This window comes from Pseudoduganella sp. RAF19 (assembly GCF_052114165.1).
GTDB lineage: Bacteria > Pseudomonadota > Gammaproteobacteria > Burkholderiales > Burkholderiaceae_D > Rugamonas.
On the sequence record NZ_JBFREF010000013.1, the window covers coordinates 110,155 to 124,149 of the forward strand.

Consider the following 13,995-nt stretch of genomic DNA (forward strand, 5'->3'; position numbering starts at 1 on the left):
GAATGAAAAAAACGATGACAAAATGGCTGGCCGGGATGTCGCTGGTGCTGGCGGCCGCCGTTCCTGCCTGGGCGCAGGATGCCAAGCCGGCTGAGGCGCCGGCCGCGGCCGCGACCGCAGCTGCTCCGGCTGCTGCGACGCCGGCGCCAGTGGCCGCCGCGCCTGCTGCGGCGCCCGCTGCCGCTGCGGCCCCGGCTCCAGCCGCGGCGCCCGCTGCCGCGCCGGTGCCGCAGAAGGGCGACACCGCCTGGATGTTCGTCGCGACCCTGCTGGTGATCCTGATGACCATCCCAGGCCTGGCCCTGTTCTACGGCGGCCTGGTGCGTTCGAAGAATATGCTGTCGGTTCTGCTGCAAGTCTTCATGATCTTTGCGGTCGTGATCGTGCTGTGGTGCCTGTACGGCTACTCGCTGGCCTTCACCGAGGGCAATGCCTTCTACGGTGGCTTCAGCCGCGCCCTGCTGAGCGGCATCTACGATCCGGCCAAGGCCGCCTTCTCGACTGCGGCAACCTTCAGCAAGGGTGTGGTAATTCCTGAGTTCATCTACGTGGGCTTCCAGGGCACCTTCGCGGCGATCACCTGCGGCCTGATCATTGGCGCCTTCGCCGAACGCGCCAAATTCAGCGCCGTGCTGCTGTTCATTGTGCTGTGGTTCACCTTCTCCTACCTGCCGATCGCTCACATGGTCTGGTTCTGGACCGGTCCGGATGCGATCACCAATGCCGACACCCTGGCCAGCGAAACCGCTAAAGCCGGCTTCATCTTCCAGAAAGGCGCGCTGGACTTCGCAGGCGGTACCGTGGTGCACATCAACGCCGCTATCGCCGGCCTGGTGGGCGCGATCCTGATGGGCAAGCGCGTTGGCTACGGCCGCGATTCCATGGCTCCGCACTCGCTGACCATGACCATGATCGGCGCTTCCCTGCTGTGGGTGGGCTGGTTCGGCTTCAACGCCGGTTCCGCTCTGGAAGCCGGCGATATCGCAGCCCTGGCCTTCATCAACACCCTGCTGGCTACCGCTGCTGCAACCGTGGCGTGGGTGTTCGGTGAATGGGTCCTGAAGAGCAAGCCTTCCATGCTGGGCGGTGCGTCCGGCGCAGTGGCTGGCCTGGTGGCAATTACCCCGGCCTGCGGCTTTGTTGGTCCGATGGGCGCGTTGGTTATCGGCCTGCTGGCTGGTATCATCTGCCTGTGGGGCGTGAACGGCCTGAAGCGCATGATCGGCGCCGACGACTCGCTGGACGTGTTCGGCGTGCACGGCGTGGGCGGTATCCTGGGCGCCATCCTGACCGGTGTGTTTGCAGCACCGTCGTTGGGCGGCCAGGGCGTATTCGACTACGTTGCCAACAAGGTATCGGCTGACTATTCGATCAGCGGCCAGGTCCTCACCCAGGCGTCCGCGGTGGGCATTACCATTCTGTGGTCGGGCATCGTTTCCCTGATTGCCTACAAGCTGGTGGACGTCGTCATCGGCCTGCGCGTCTCCGAAGAGGAAGAGCGCGAAGGTCTGGACATCACCAGCCACGGCGAGCAGGCATACCACGCCTGATTTCAGCTCTCGGCCGGCCAAAAACGCCCCCGCGGGGGCGTTTTTTTTTACCCCCGCGGCAAAGGCTGGTGGCAGGCACGCCGTGCCTGCCACTTGGCGTACCGGTTTTGGTTTTTTTTGCTTTCCGGACTTTTATTTACCAGCTATGCCCCAATCTGGTGAGTTCGCCCGTCCCTATTAACAAGGAAGTAACATGGTTCCCCACCTCGTGACGGCCCTGACCGGACCGCTGCTCGACCTCGAAGAGAAAATCATCGCCGCCACGCCGGCTATCGAGCGCTGGTTCCGTCTGGAATGGCAGGAGCATACGCCGCCGTTCTATTGCTCGGTCGACCTGCGCAACGCAGGCTACAAGCTGGCGCCGGTGGATACCAATCTCTTCCCGGGCGGCTTCAATCACCTGGCGACGGAAATGTTGCCGCTGGCGGTGCAGGCCGCTATGGCGGCCATCGACAAATACTGTCCGGACGCGCGCAACCTGCTGGTGATTCCCGAAATCCACCAGCGCCACCCGACCTATATGGAAAACGTGGCGCGCCTGATGCAGATATTCCGCCAGACCGGCCTGCACGTGCGCTTTGGCTCGCTGGACCCGGCCATCACCCAGCCAACCCCGCTGGCTCTGCCGGACGGCAATATGCTGGTGGTCGAGCCCCTGGTGCGCTCGCCAAACGGCCGCCGCCTGGGCCTGAAAGATTTCGATCCCTGCACGATCCTGCTAAATAACGACCTTTCGGCGGGTATTCCATCCATTTTGGAGAATATTCACGAGCAGAGCCTGCTGCCGCCGCTGCATGCGGGCTGGGCGGTGCGCCGCAAATCCAACCACTTCACGGCTTATGACGAGGTGGCCAAGAAGTTTGGCAAGCTGATCGGTGTCGATCCGTGGATGGTGAATCCCTTCCACGCCAAGTGCGGTCAGGTGGACATGGCCACCGGCGAAGGCCAGGAATGCCTGGCGGCCAATGTGGACGCGGTGCTGGCCAAGATCCGCAAGAAGTACAAGGAATACGGCATCAAGGAAAAGCCATTCGTCATCATCAAGCCGGATGCCGGCACCTACGGCAAGGGCATCATTAGCATTCGCGATGCGTCCGAGCTGAAGGATCTGTCGCCGGCCCAGCGCGAGAAGATGTTTGTGATCAAGGATGGCAAGGCGGTGACCGATCTGAATATCCAGGAAGGCGTGCCAACTTTCGAACACATCAAGGAATCCGTGGCCGAACCGGTGGTCTATATGATCGACCGCTATGTGGTGGGCGGCTTCTACCGCATCCACTCCGAGCGCGGCGTGGACCAGAACCTGAACGCACCGGGCCAGCAGTACGTGCCGCTGGCCTTCGCCCAGCAGCACGCGGTGCCGGATGTGAAGGCTAAACCGGGCACGGCGGCGCCGAACCGCTTCTACGTTTATGGCGTGGTGGCGCGCCTCGGATTGCTGGCCGCGTCGCTGGAAATGGAACGCACAGACCCGAATCCGGAAGTGTATTAAGGCCAAACCGGGTGACCCAAGTGGCTGCCACATCGTGGCAGCCACTCGCTTCCGTACCGGGTTTCAGGCATACATCACGGGCCCGCTGGCACTCGGCTACAATTAACCATTACTCAATCCGGAAGTGCCCATGAAAATCGCTTTCCTCGCCGACCCGCTGTCAACGTTCAAGATTTACAAGGACTCGACCTACGCCATGATGACCGAGGCAGCGCGCCGTGGTCATGAGGTGTATGCCTTCCAGCAGCGTCACATGGCGCTGAAAGAGGGCGTCGTCACAGCCCACGTGTCGCGCCTGGAATTGACGGGCGGCGGCCAGAACGACTGGTACAAGGCCCAGCCATCGGAAGACACCAATCTCGGCCTGTTCGACGCCGTCATCCAGCGCAAGGACCCGCCCTTCGACATGGAATATGTCTATGGCACCTATCTGCTGGAGCTGGCGGAAAAGCAGGGCGTCAAGGTCTTCAACAAGCCATCGGCCATCCGCGACCACAATGAGAAGCTGGCGATTGCCCAGTTCAGCCAGTTCACCGCGCCGACGCTGGTCACTTCCGACGAAATGCGCATCCGCGACTTCCAGGCCGAACATGGCGACATCATTCTCAAGCCGCTGGACGGCATGGGTGGCGCCGGCATCTTCCGCGTGAAAGCGGACGGCCTGAACCTGGGCTCCATCATCGAAACCCTGACCCAGCATGGTGCGCGCACCATCATGGTGCAGCGCTACATCCCGGAAATCGTCAAAGGCGACAAGCGCATTCTGCTGATCGGCGGCAAACCGGTGCCGTTCTCGCTGGCGCGCATCCCGCAGGCCGGCGAAGTGCGCGGCAATCTGGCCGCCGGCGGCACGGGCGTGGCCCAGCCGCTGTCCGACCGCGACCGTGAAATTGCAGAGGCAATCGCCCCGGAAGTGGCTGCCCGCGGTTTGTTGCTGGTAGGATTAGATGTGATCGGCGATTACCTCACCGAGGTCAACGTCACCAGCCCGACCTGCTTCCAGGAGATCACCCAGCAGACCGGCTTCCAGGTCGCGTCGATGTTTATCGATGCGGTGGAAGCCCAGGTCCAGACGGCGGGATAACAAGGAAAGATATGGTAGGGATCTTGCTTATGACTCATGCCCCTTTGGGGCAGGCTTTTCTGGCCGCCGTCGCACACGTTTTTCGCGGCCCGGTCGAAAGGCTCGAAGCAATTGATGTGCTGGCTGACCAGGACTTGAATGAAGTGCAAAAACTGGCGGGTGAAGCGATCAAGCGCCTGAACGATGGCTCGGGGGTGCTTGTGATCACTGATGTGAAGGGCGGCACTCCCGCCAATTGCTGTAACAAGCTGGCCGATGCGGGCCAGGTGGAAGTCATTGCGGGCATCAGTTTGCCGATGCTGCTGCGGGCGATCACCTACCGGACCGATACGCTGGATGTCGTTGTTGAAATGGCCCTGGCTGGCGCGCAGAGCGGCGCGGTGAGGGTCGATAACCGTATCCGGGTTACCTGACCGGATATTGTGCAATCCTGATTTGAGAAAACTAAAACAATGATTCAGCAAGAACTCGAAATTATCAACAAACTTGGATTGCATGCCCGTGCCTCCGCCAAATTCACCCAGCTGGCCGCGAAGTTCCAGAGCGACGTCTGGCTGACCCGCAACGGTCGCCGCATCAACGCCAAGTCCATCATGGGCGTGATGATGTTGGCCGCGGGGAAGGGCGCCAAAGTCCTGCTGGAGGCGGACGGTGGAGACGAGCAGGAATGCATCAACGCGCTGGTCGCCCTCGTCAACGATAAATTCGGCGAAGGCGAGTAATGCGGGACGGCAGCCCGATGGCCTCATTCTCCCTCCACGGCATTCCGGTATCGCGTGGCATCGCAATTGGCCGCGCGCACCTGCTGGCGCCCGCCGCGCTGGACGTCAAGCACTACCTGATCGCCGAGGAGCATGTGGAAGCGGAAGTGCAGCGCCTGCAGCAGGCGCTGGCCGCCGTGCACCGCGAGCTGCAAACCTTATGGAACGAGCTGCCGAAGGACGCGCCGACTGAGCTGGGCGCCTTCATCGACGTGCATGCCCTGATCCTGTCGGACCCCATGATTTCCGAGGCGCCGCTGGACATCATCCGCAGCCGCCATTACAACGCCGAGTGGGCGCTGCTGACCCAGATCGACGAGCTGTCCGCCCAGTTCGACGAAATCGAAGACGCTTACCTGCGCGAGCGCAAAGCCGATATCCAGCAAGTTGCCGAGCGTGTGCTCAAGGTGCTGATGGGTTCCGAGCAGCTCATGCCGAAGCAGGGCGAGCTCGAAGGCGACGAATTCCTGGCCCAGATGATCGTGGTGGCCCACGATATTTCCCCGGCCGATATGCTGAAGTTCCGCGACCGCTCCTTCATCGGCTTCGTGACCGATGTCGGCGGCCAGAACTCGCACACGGCGATTGTGGCGCGCTCGCTGGATATTCCGGCGGCCGTCGGCATGTCCACCGCATCGCAGCTGATCGAACAGGATGACTGGGTCATCATCGACGGCGATGCGGGCGTGGTGATCGTCACGCCAAGTGCGCAGGTGCTGGAGCAATACCGCGAGCGGCAGATGGCCGCCATGCGCGCCCGCAAAAAACTGGGCAAGTTGAAAAAGACGCCCGCCATCACCAAGGACGGCACGCCGATTACCCTGCTGGCCAATATCGAGCTGCCCGACGATTGCCCGCCGGCGCTGGAAGCCGGCGCGGTTGGCGTGGGCCTGTTCCGTTCCGAATTCCTGTTCATGGGCCGCGAAGGCGATATGCCATCCGAGGACGAGCAGTTCGAGCAATACAAGAAAGCCGTGCTGGCCATGAAGGGGCGGGTAGTCACCATCCGTACCCTGGATATCGGCGCCGACAAGCCGCTTGATCAAACCGAACACACGGCGCTGAATCCGGCGCTGGGCTTGCGCGCCATCCGCTACTGCCTGTCCGAGCCGCAGGTCTTCCTGTGCCAGCTGCGTGCGATCCTGCGCGCCTCTGCGCATGGCAAGGTGCGCATCCTGATCCCGATGCTGGCGCACGCCTTCGAAATCGAACAGTCGCTGGCCATGATCGAACAGGCCAAGGCGCAGCTGCGCGAAGCGGGCGAGAAGTTCGATCCGGAAGTGCAGGTCGGCGCCATGATCGAGATTCCGGCGGCTGCGCTGGCGCTGCCGATGTTCGTGAAGAAAATGGACTTCCTGTCCATCGGCACCAATGACCTGATCCAGTACACGCTGGCGATCGACCGGGTTGATTATGAGGTGGCCCACCTTTACAATCCATTGCATCCCGCCGTACTTCAGCTGATTTCCATGACCATCGCCGCTGGCCACAAGGCCGGTATCGACGTGGCCGTGTGCGGCGAAATGGCGGGCGATGCCAAGTTGACCCGTCTGCTGCTGGGCATGGGCCTGCGCGAATTCTCGATGCATCCGGCACAGCTGCTGTCCGTGAAGCAGGAAATCCTGAACACGGACCTGGAGCAGATCGCACCGTACACGCGCCGCATCATGCGCTCGATGGACCCGGATGCGATCGCGGACGCGGTCATCGCCCTGCAAGCCCTGTAACACCAAATCCAAACAATTCGGACTCACATGCCTTCGATCGGAATCGTCTCGCCGCAGACCATGCATTTTGCGGAACCCCTTCAGCTACAAAGCGGAGCGTCGCTGCGCGATTACATGCTGATGTACGAGACCTATGGCACGCTGAACGCCGACAAATCCAACGCCGTGCTGGTGTGCCATGCGCTGAACGCTTCGCACCACGTCGCGGGCTATTACGCGGACAATCCGAAAAGCGTGGGCTGGTGGGACAATATGGTCGGTCCCGGCAAGCCGCTGGATACGGACAAGTTCTTTGTCATCGGCGTGAATAACCTGGGCTCCTGCTTCGGTTCCACCGGTCCGATGCACAACAACCCGGAAACCGGTAAGCCTTATGGCGCAGGCTTCCCTGTCGTGACGGTGGAAGACTGGGTCGCTGCGCAGGCGCGCCTGGCCGACCAGCTGGGCATCCGGCAGTTTGCCGCCGTGATGGGCGGCTCGCTGGGCGGCATGCAGGCGCTGRCCTGGTCCATCATGTATCCGGATCGTTTGCGCCACTGCCTGGTGATCGCATCGACGCCGAAACTGTCGGCGCAGAACATCGCCTTCAACGACGTGGCGCGCCAGGCGATTCTGTCCGACCCGGACTACCGCGAAGGCAATTTCTACGAACACGGCGTGGTGCCGAAGAACGGCCTGAAAGTGGCGCGCATGGTGGGGCACATCACCTATCTGTCCGACGACGATATGGCGGAGAAGTTCGGCCGCAAGCTGCGCGACATTGCCACCAATGGCGGCGACTACAAATTCGGCTTTGGCATCGACTTCGAGATCGAGTCCTACCTGCGCTACCAGGGCGACAAGTTTGCCGAATACTTCGACGCCAACACCTATCTGCTGATCACCAAGGCGCTCGATTATTTCGACCCCGCGCGCAAATACGATGGCGATCTGACCAGGACGCTGGCGGGCACCAAGGCCAAGTTCTTCCTGGCGTCCTTCACTACCGACTGGCGCTTCTCGCCGGAGCGCAGCCGTGAAATCGTGCAGGCCCTGCTGGCGAACCGCCGCGAAGTGACTTACGCCGAAATCGATGCGCCGCACGGCCACGATGCCTTCCTGCTGGAAGACTCGCGCTACATGAATATGGTCGGCGCTTACTACGAGCAGGTCTGGAACGAAACGAACAAGGAATCCGCAGCATGACTTTCGATGAGCTGAGCAAAGCCCGTCCCGACCTCGCCTTCATCGCCCACTGGGTAAAGACTGGCGCCCACGTGCTGGACGTCGGCTGCGGCGATGGCGTGATGATGAATTATCTGCAGACCGACAAATCCTGCACCGGCTACGGCCTGGAGCTGGCGGACGAGCAGGTGCTGCAATCCACCAAACGCGGCGTGCGCGTGGTCCAGCAAGACTTCGAGCGCGGCCTGGGCATCTTTGGCGACAACAGCTTCGATACGGTGCTGTGCCTGTCCTCGCTGCAGATGATGAAGCATGTGGAAGATCTGCTGCGCGACATCGTGCGGGTGGGCCGCGAAGCCATCGTGTCCTTCCCAAACTTCGCCTACTGGCCGCACCGCATTGCGCTGGCGCGCGGCCGCATGCCGGTGTCCAAGTCGCTGCCTTATCAGTGGTACGACACGCCAAACGTGCGCTGTGCCACCATCAAGGATTTCCAGGAGCTCGCGGAAGAAGTGGGCCTGGAAGTGATCGAATGCGTGGCCCTGGCCGAAGGCAAGATCGTCAACGTGATGCCTAACCTGCGCGGCGACCTCGCCGTATTCCGCTTGCGCAAGCGGGCAGCGCACTGACCTGTGCTATCTTATTTCGCATGAAAAGGACGCTCAAGCATACTGTCGCGTTGCTGGCGCTGGCGGGCTTCGCCAGTGTGGCGCCTGCGCGCCAGCCGGAAACACAGCAGGATGGTATCCCCGTCAGCAAGCTGTCGCCGGTGCGCATCCTCGCGGATGAAGAGACGGTCGATCAACAATCCAAGCTGCAATACACCCAGCTGCTGCAGGAAGCGCAGAAAGAGCGCTCGCTCATCCCGGCCACCGATCCGCGTGTGCAGCGCTTGCGCGCTATTGCAAAACGCATCATTCCTTACACGGCGCGCTGGAATCCTTCGGCCGCCAACTGGAAGTGGGAAGTGAACCTGCTCGATTCCGACCAGGTCAATGCCTTCTGCATGCCCGGCGGACGTATCGCCTTCTACACCGGCATCCTTGAAAAACTGAATCTGACTGACGACGAAGTGGCCATGGTGATGGGCCACGAAATCTCGCACGCGCTGCGCGAGCACGCGCGCAAGCGGATGGCTGAGTCGTCGGTTACCTCAGGCATCGGCAAGCTGCTGGGGGCCGGCGCCGCGGCTTACTTCGGCCTCGATCCGCGCGTGACGGACACGGTGGCCGGCATCGGCGCGCAAATGGTCAACCTGCATTTCTCGCGCGGCGAGGAAACGGAGGCCGATATTGTCGGCCTGGACCTGGCATCCCGCGCCGGCTTCGATCCGCGTGCAGGCGTCGCGCTGTGGCAGAAGATGAGCGCCGCGAGCGCGCGCCAGCCGATGGAGTTCCTGTCCACGCACCCGAGCGGCGAGACGCGCATCAACGAGATGAACAAGAATCTGCCGCTGGTCCTGCCGGTCTATGCCCGCACACGCGGCCTGTCGGTGGAAGCGCTGCCGCCCTACAAGACCACGCCACTGCCGCCTAAAGCCTGATCGATGTCCTCCACCGTGAAGTTCCACGGCAAGCCGCCGCTGCCTATGCGCGACGGTGTCACGCCAAGTTTTCTCTGGCTGCCTGAAGGCCAATGGCCGGATATGCTGACTTTCATGGCATCCAACTATCCCGCGGTGACGGAAGCGCAGTGGCGCGAGCGTATGGAGCGCGGCGATGTGGTGGACGGGCAGGGCGCACCGCTGATGCCAAACGCACGCTACAAGCAGGGCATGCGCATCTGGTACTACCGTGAGCTGGAGGCGGAAACGCCGATCCCCTTCCACGAAGAGATCCTGTATCAGGACGAACACATCATCGTCGCCGACAAGCCGCATTTCCTGCCGACGATTCCAACCGGCCGCTTCCTGAAAGAGACCTTGCTGGTGCGCCTGCGCCAGAAGCTGGGCATCGAGGAGCTGGTGCCGATTCACCGCCTGGACCGCGAAACGGCGGGCGTGGTGATCTTCTCGGCAAACCTGAACAGCCGCGGCGCCTATCAGTCGCTGTTCCAGAAACGCCTGGTGCAGAAGGAGTACGAAGCGCTGGCCGGCCCGCTGCCGGGCCGCGAATTCCCCTTCGTTTATCGCAGCCGCATGGTGGAAGGCGATAAATTTTTCACGATGAAGGAAGAGCCGGGCGAACCGAATTCCGAAACCATGATTGATGTGGTGGAGCCGCGCGGAGAGCATGTACTGTACCGCCTGTGGCCGCACACGGGACGCCAGCACCAGCTGCGGGTGCACCTGTCAGCACTGGGCATCCCCATCGTCAACGACGTGTTCTATCCGGTGGCGCTGCCGTGCAAGCAGGACGACGTGTCCGCGCCGTTAAAGCTGCTGGCGCGCGCCATCGGTTTCCCTGATCCGCTGACGGGCGAATGGCGCTACTTCGAAAGCAAGCAGCAGCTTTAATCAGCGCTTGACCTGCATGCTGCGCACAAATGCCTTGCCTTCATTGGACAGGAAAGGCCCCAGCTTGCCGTAGCTGACGACAATCGCTTCGTTGCAGGCGCGGCCTGCGTGCGGATAGTCGCTGTAGAAAGCGAGGCCGGTATCTGTAGGGTAGGGCGCCTCAAGTCCGAAGTCGCTATTGAATTCCTTGCAGTCCGTGCGCGGGTTCAGCTTTTCGATCAGCTTGCGCAGCGGGTGCTTTGGATGCTCGTCGCTGCCGCTGCTGAGGCTTGCCTCGCCATCCTTTAGCCAGGCAAGGGTATTGACCTGGTCACCCGTGCGCAAGTCGAAAGTGTGCACGGAGTGCGCGGAATTGCCGTGCGGGCCGCCGCAGTAGTTATCCTGTTCGTTGTCGCCAACCAGCAGGTAATCGCCCATCACCCGGTCTGCCGTCAGGTCGCTTTCCCATCCGCCACCGCCATTCAGCTGGCAGCTGAAGGCGCTGATTGCCTGCTCATTGAGCCAGTGTCTGGTGTATGCATTGATCTTGTGGGCGGCGCTGGAGTTAGCTGTCAGTTCGAAGGCTTCTCCCAGCGGAGACTTGGCGATCCGCAGCGGCAGGCCGGCCACTTTGGCATTGCGATATTCGTATTTGATGGCTTTCAGGACGGGCGCGTAATAAGCCGCGCCACAGCCGCCATCTTCCTGCAAGGGCGCGAGGCGGTTCAGATGGATGGTCAGGCGCTTGCCATCGCCAAGCCAGACGCCTTGCACTTCAACCTCGGTGACCTGGTCGATCTTCCATTTGCCATTTGTCTCGGCCCAAAGATTCCCTTCAGCGGCAGCCAGCTGAATGCCGTTCAGGTGCTTCAGGTAGAAATAGTGGGCGTCGCTTTGCGTGAAGCAGGCGTTGACCGGGCTGTTGCCGATTCGTCCGGTCCATGTACCTTGAATTGGCTGTGGCGCTTCTTCGGCCCAAACGGGACCGGCCGCCAGAGCGGCCATGAAAAACAGGAGTCGCTTCAAACTTCAGTCCTATTCAGTAGGCGCGGACTTCGGGCTGTAGTCGCTGTCCGGCGGCGCCCAGAACATCGGGCCTTTCGGCGAGATTTCCAGGTGATCGCTCAGGCCCTGCTTCTTCAGCTCTCGGCGCAGGCCTTCAACGCCATCTTGGCTTTCGATGACAAAGGCGCGGTCGATCACGTCGCCGTAGTGTTTATTGGTGCTTTCGACCGCGAGTTCGACGAGGTCGCCCTCCGCAGCGATCGACCACAGATGCACATCTTCGTCTTCCGCAAACGTCTTCACGCGCCAGGCGCCTTTCTCGTTCTGGACGAACTGGATCGTATCGAACTGCTCTTCGGTGGCTTCCGACTCTTCGTCGTTGATATAGCTGCTCTTAATACCGAGCAGGAATAGGACAAGTGTGGTTTTCATAGGAGTAACTATAACCATTTTGTCCCGCCTGCGGGTAATTCGGCATACAACAGTGTGTTGCTAATCAGATGGCATAACGCTGCCGTCGGCGCATGGCGCTTACACCGGCCAGGCCAAGTCCCAGCAGTGCCAGCGCTCCCGGCTCGGCCACTTCCGCCGCAGCACCGCCGCCACCGTCGGTGCCGTCACTGCTGGGTTCGAACTCGAGGTTGTCCAGGAAGCTGTACCTGGTGTCCGGTACTTCCATTACGAAGCGGTCGATGCCCATGAAATTGAGCGTGTGCTTGACCATCGCGCCGGTCACGGCAATCGTGACGTTGTATAGCTCGGTCGCCCCCGAATAGCCGCGCAGGGTCACTGAACTGGCGCTGTAATCTTCCAGGTAGACACTCAGAACATCATAGCTGCCACCGAACAGGATTTCGGGAGCATTGCTGTAGGGCGACTCGGCGTTGTAGATGATGGTGATACCTGACGCCGGATGAAAACTGTAGGGCGGGCTGTTGATGAAGTACCAATGATTGAAGGTAAAGCCCTCATAGGTGCCTGGCATGCTGCCGACGTCGCTGTAGGTCAGGTCGTCGAAGGTCAGCAGTCCGGCGTGGGCGGGGATGGTGGCGGTGGTCGCAAGCAATGCGGCGGCCGTCAGGAATTGAGCAAGTTTCATGGTTCCCTCCAGCAAAAGGCTGTCACGTAGGGCAGCTTAAACTGCCAGGGAGCAAGCTTTGTTCCTGCCGGGCTGGCGGCACCTGCAAGCTTCTGATTTCATGGGGGAAGTGACGCGACGGCGGCAAGCGCTGATTCAATCTTGCCGCCCGGATGTAAAAAATGCCGACAGTTACGGATGATATTCAATGATCAACGGTGCGTGATCGGAGAACTTCACTTCCTTGTAGACGGAAACCGTGTGCGCCTTGGAAGCGATGCCTGGAGTTGCGACGTGGTAATCGATGCGCCAGCCAACGTTCTTCGCGTAGGCCTGGCCGCGGTTGCTCCACCAGGTGTATTGCTCCGGGCGCGGATCGAGGCCGCGGTGCACGTCCACGTAGCCGACTTCATCGAACAGCTTGGTCATCCAGGCCCGCTCTTCCGGCAGGAAGCCGGAGTTCTTCAGATTACCTTTCCAGTTCTTCAGGTCGATCTCTTTGTGCGCGATATTCCAGTCGCCGCAAATCACGAATTCGCGGCCCTCTGCGATCAGTTCCTGCAGGTGCGGCAGGAACAGGTCCATGAAGCGGAATTTGGCTAGCTGGCGCTCTTCGGACGAGGAACCGGATGGGCAGTACACGGAAATCACGGTCAGGTTGCCGAAGTCGGCGCGTACGTAGCGGCCTTCGGCATCGAATTCCGGGGCGCCGAAGCCGATTTTCACGGTATCCGGTGCAATCTTGCTGTAAATGCCAGTGCCGGAGTAACCCTTCTTCTCCGCGTAGTGGAAGTGGCCGTGGTAGCCGTGCGGATTCAGGAATTCTTCCGTCATGTCGCCTGCCTGCGCCTTCAATTCCTGCACGCAGATGATGTCGGCGTCCACCGTTCCCATCCAGTTGAAAAAGCCCTTCTTGGCGGCGGAGCGGATACCGTTCAGGTTGGCGGAAATGATTTTTGGCATAGAGGTTCCGGTTAAAATACGGGCACTTTGAACAGAGATGGGTGCACTATGAGTAATTTGAGGCAAGAGTTTATCGCGTTTTCCGTACAGGCGGGAGTGCTGAAATTCGGCGAGTTTACGACCAAAGCAGGGCGCCAATCGCCCTATTTCTTCAACGCAGGTCTGTTCCATGACGGCGCCACGCTGGTGAAGCTGGCGGACTTCTACGCCCAGACCTTGCTGGACTCCGGCATCGAATTCGACATGCTGTTCGGCCCGGCCTACAAGGGCATTACGCTGGCCTCCGCCACCGCCATGGCGCTGGCCAATAAGGGCCGCAACACCTCGTTCGCCTACAACCGCAAGGAAGCCAAGGACCACGGCGAAGGCGGCACCCTGGTGGGCGCCAAGCTGACCGGCAAGGTCGTCATCATCGACGACGTGATCTCGGCCGGCACCTCGGTGCGCGAATCCGTGAACATGATCCGCGCTGCGGGCGCCGAGCCATGCGCCGTGCTGATCGCGCTGGACCGTATGGAACGCGGCGCCAAGGATGGCGTGATGTCCGAACTGTCCGCCGTGCAGGAGGTGAGCAAGAACTATGGCATTCCGGTGGTGTCGATCGGCAGCCTGGCCGACCTGTTCACCTACCTGTCCGCCGACCCGTCGCTTGCACAACACAAGGACGCTGTTGCTGCATACCGCAGTAAATACGGCGTCGAGTAAACCATCGCTCAGCCGTGTGCTAGACTAGGCCG

The 13,995-nt window shown here is 61.1% G+C and carries 15 protein-coding genes; 11 read left to right on the top strand and 4 right to left on the bottom strand.

Features of this window, described 5'->3' with window-relative positions:
- The first annotated feature begins 2 nt into the window (after positions 1–2).
- The 10 genes from AB4Z19_RS28140 to AB4Z19_RS28185 all read left to right on the top strand — a co-directional run bounded on the left by AB4Z19_RS28140 (position 3) and on the right by AB4Z19_RS28185 (position 10,233).
- Positions 3–1,550 carry an ammonium transporter gene (locus tag AB4Z19_RS28140; RefSeq protein WP_442036823.1) on the top strand — a complete coding sequence of 516 codons (1,548 nt, stop codon included), beginning with the start codon at positions 3–5 and terminating at the stop codon, positions 1,548–1,550.
- 193 nt (positions 1,551–1,743) lie between these two features.
- Positions 1,744–3,042: a glutamate--cysteine ligase gene (gene gshA, locus AB4Z19_RS28145; protein WP_442022401.1), complete on the top strand. Its 1,299-nt coding sequence runs from the start codon at positions 1,744–1,746 to the stop codon at positions 3,040–3,042.
- A gap of 130 nt (positions 3,043–3,172) precedes the next feature.
- A complete protein-coding gene (gene gshB, locus AB4Z19_RS28150) occupies positions 3,173–4,126 on the top strand; it encodes a glutathione synthase (RefSeq protein ID WP_442022403.1) in 954 nt (317 codons plus the stop codon).
- Positions 4,127–4,137: 11 nt separating this feature from the next.
- Positions 4,138–4,539: a PTS sugar transporter subunit IIA gene (locus AB4Z19_RS28155; RefSeq protein ID WP_442022405.1), complete on the top strand. Its 402-nt coding sequence runs from the start codon at positions 4,138–4,140 to the stop codon at positions 4,537–4,539.
- Positions 4,540–4,578: 39 nt separating this feature from the next.
- Positions 4,579–4,848 carry an HPr family phosphocarrier protein gene (locus AB4Z19_RS28160; RefSeq protein WP_442022407.1) on the top strand — a complete coding sequence of 90 codons (270 nt, stop codon included), beginning with the start codon at positions 4,579–4,581 and terminating at the stop codon, positions 4,846–4,848.
- 17 nt (positions 4,849–4,865) lie between these two features.
- Positions 4,866–6,614: a phosphoenolpyruvate--protein phosphotransferase gene (gene ptsP, locus AB4Z19_RS28165; RefSeq protein WP_442022451.1), complete on the top strand. Its 1,749-nt coding sequence runs from the start codon at positions 4,866–4,868 to the stop codon at positions 6,612–6,614.
- 27 nt (positions 6,615–6,641) lie between these two features.
- Positions 6,642–7,799, top strand: coding sequence for a homoserine O-succinyltransferase MetX (gene metX / locus AB4Z19_RS28170; RefSeq protein ID WP_442036825.1), 1,158 nt, complete (start codon positions 6,642–6,644; stop codon positions 7,797–7,799).
- Positions 7,796–8,407, top strand: coding sequence for a methionine biosynthesis protein MetW (gene metW, locus AB4Z19_RS28175; RefSeq protein WP_442022411.1), 612 nt, complete (start codon positions 7,796–7,798; stop codon positions 8,405–8,407). The genes metX and metW overlap by 4 nt, the downstream gene beginning before the upstream one ends.
- A 20-nt stretch (positions 8,408–8,427) precedes the next feature.
- Positions 8,428–9,321 (top strand): M48 family metallopeptidase, encoded by an 894-nt coding sequence (locus AB4Z19_RS28180; RefSeq protein WP_442022413.1) that lies wholly within the window; start codon positions 8,428–8,430, stop codon positions 9,319–9,321.
- 3 nt (positions 9,322–9,324) lie between these two features.
- A complete protein-coding gene (locus AB4Z19_RS28185) occupies positions 9,325–10,233 on the top strand; it encodes a pseudouridine synthase (protein ID WP_442022415.1) in 909 nt (302 codons plus the stop codon).
- Here the strand turns inward: AB4Z19_RS28185 and AB4Z19_RS28190 are convergent, their stop codons facing one another.
- The 4 genes from AB4Z19_RS28190 to AB4Z19_RS28205 all read right to left on the bottom strand — a co-directional run bounded on the left by AB4Z19_RS28190 (position 10,234) and on the right by AB4Z19_RS28205 (position 13,258).
- Complete coding sequence (locus tag AB4Z19_RS28190; protein WP_442022417.1) at positions 10,234–11,238, bottom strand: hypothetical protein; 1,005 nt, start codon at positions 11,236–11,238, stop codon at positions 10,234–10,236.
- 9 nt (positions 11,239–11,247) lie between these two features.
- A complete protein-coding gene (locus tag AB4Z19_RS28195; RefSeq protein WP_442022419.1) occupies positions 11,248–11,649 on the bottom strand; it encodes a hypothetical protein in 402 nt (133 codons plus the stop codon).
- Positions 11,650–11,713: 64 nt separating this feature from the next.
- Complete coding sequence (locus tag AB4Z19_RS28200; RefSeq protein ID WP_442022421.1) at positions 11,714–12,316, bottom strand: PEP-CTERM sorting domain-containing protein; 603 nt, start codon at positions 12,314–12,316, stop codon at positions 11,714–11,716.
- Positions 12,317–12,487: 171 nt separating this feature from the next.
- A complete protein-coding gene (locus tag AB4Z19_RS28205) occupies positions 12,488–13,258 on the bottom strand; it encodes an exodeoxyribonuclease III (RefSeq protein ID WP_442022423.1) in 771 nt (256 codons plus the stop codon).
- Positions 13,259–13,306: 48 nt separating this feature from the next.
- On the opposite strand from AB4Z19_RS28205, the gene pyrE reads away from it, so the two are divergent.
- Entirely contained in the window at positions 13,307–13,963 is a 657-nt protein-coding gene (gene pyrE, locus AB4Z19_RS28210) for an orotate phosphoribosyltransferase (RefSeq protein ID WP_442022425.1), read from the top strand.
- The last annotated feature ends 32 nt before the right edge of the window (positions 13,964–13,995 follow it).

Coding starts and splice junctions, on each gene's coding strand:
- AB4Z19_RS28180 (WP_442022413.1), top strand. CDS start 8,428: ATGAAAAGGACGCTCAAGCATACTGTCGCGTTGCTGGCGCTGGCGGGC.
- gshA (WP_442022401.1), top strand. CDS start 1,744: ATGGTTCCCCACCTCGTGACGGCCCTGACCGGACCGCTGCTCGACCTC.
- pyrE (WP_442022425.1), top strand. CDS start 13,307: ATGAGTAATTTGAGGCAAGAGTTTATCGCGTTTTCCGTACAGGCGGGA.
- AB4Z19_RS28155 (WP_442022405.1), top strand. CDS start 4,138: ATGGTAGGGATCTTGCTTATGACTCATGCCCCTTTGGGGCAGGCTTTT.
- metW (WP_442022411.1), top strand. CDS start 7,796: ATGACTTTCGATGAGCTGAGCAAAGCCCGTCCCGACCTCGCCTTCATC.
- ptsP (WP_442022451.1), top strand. CDS start 4,866: ATGGCCTCATTCTCCCTCCACGGCATTCCGGTATCGCGTGGCATCGCA.
- AB4Z19_RS28140 (WP_442036823.1), top strand. CDS start 3: ATGAAAAAAACGATGACAAAATGGCTGGCCGGGATGTCGCTGGTGCTG.
- AB4Z19_RS28205 (WP_442022423.1), bottom strand. CDS start 13,258: ATGCCAAAAATCATTTCCGCCAACCTGAACGGTATCCGCTCCGCCGCC.
- gshB (WP_442022403.1), top strand. CDS start 3,173: ATGAAAATCGCTTTCCTCGCCGACCCGCTGTCAACGTTCAAGATTTAC.
- AB4Z19_RS28200 (WP_442022421.1), bottom strand. CDS start 12,316: ATGAAACTTGCTCAATTCCTGACGGCCGCCGCATTGCTTGCGACCACC.
- AB4Z19_RS28195 (WP_442022419.1), bottom strand. CDS start 11,649: ATGAAAACCACACTTGTCCTATTCCTGCTCGGTATTAAGAGCAGCTAT.
- AB4Z19_RS28160 (WP_442022407.1), top strand. CDS start 4,579: ATGATTCAGCAAGAACTCGAAATTATCAACAAACTTGGATTGCATGCC.
- AB4Z19_RS28185 (WP_442022415.1), top strand. CDS start 9,325: ATGTCCTCCACCGTGAAGTTCCACGGCAAGCCGCCGCTGCCTATGCGC.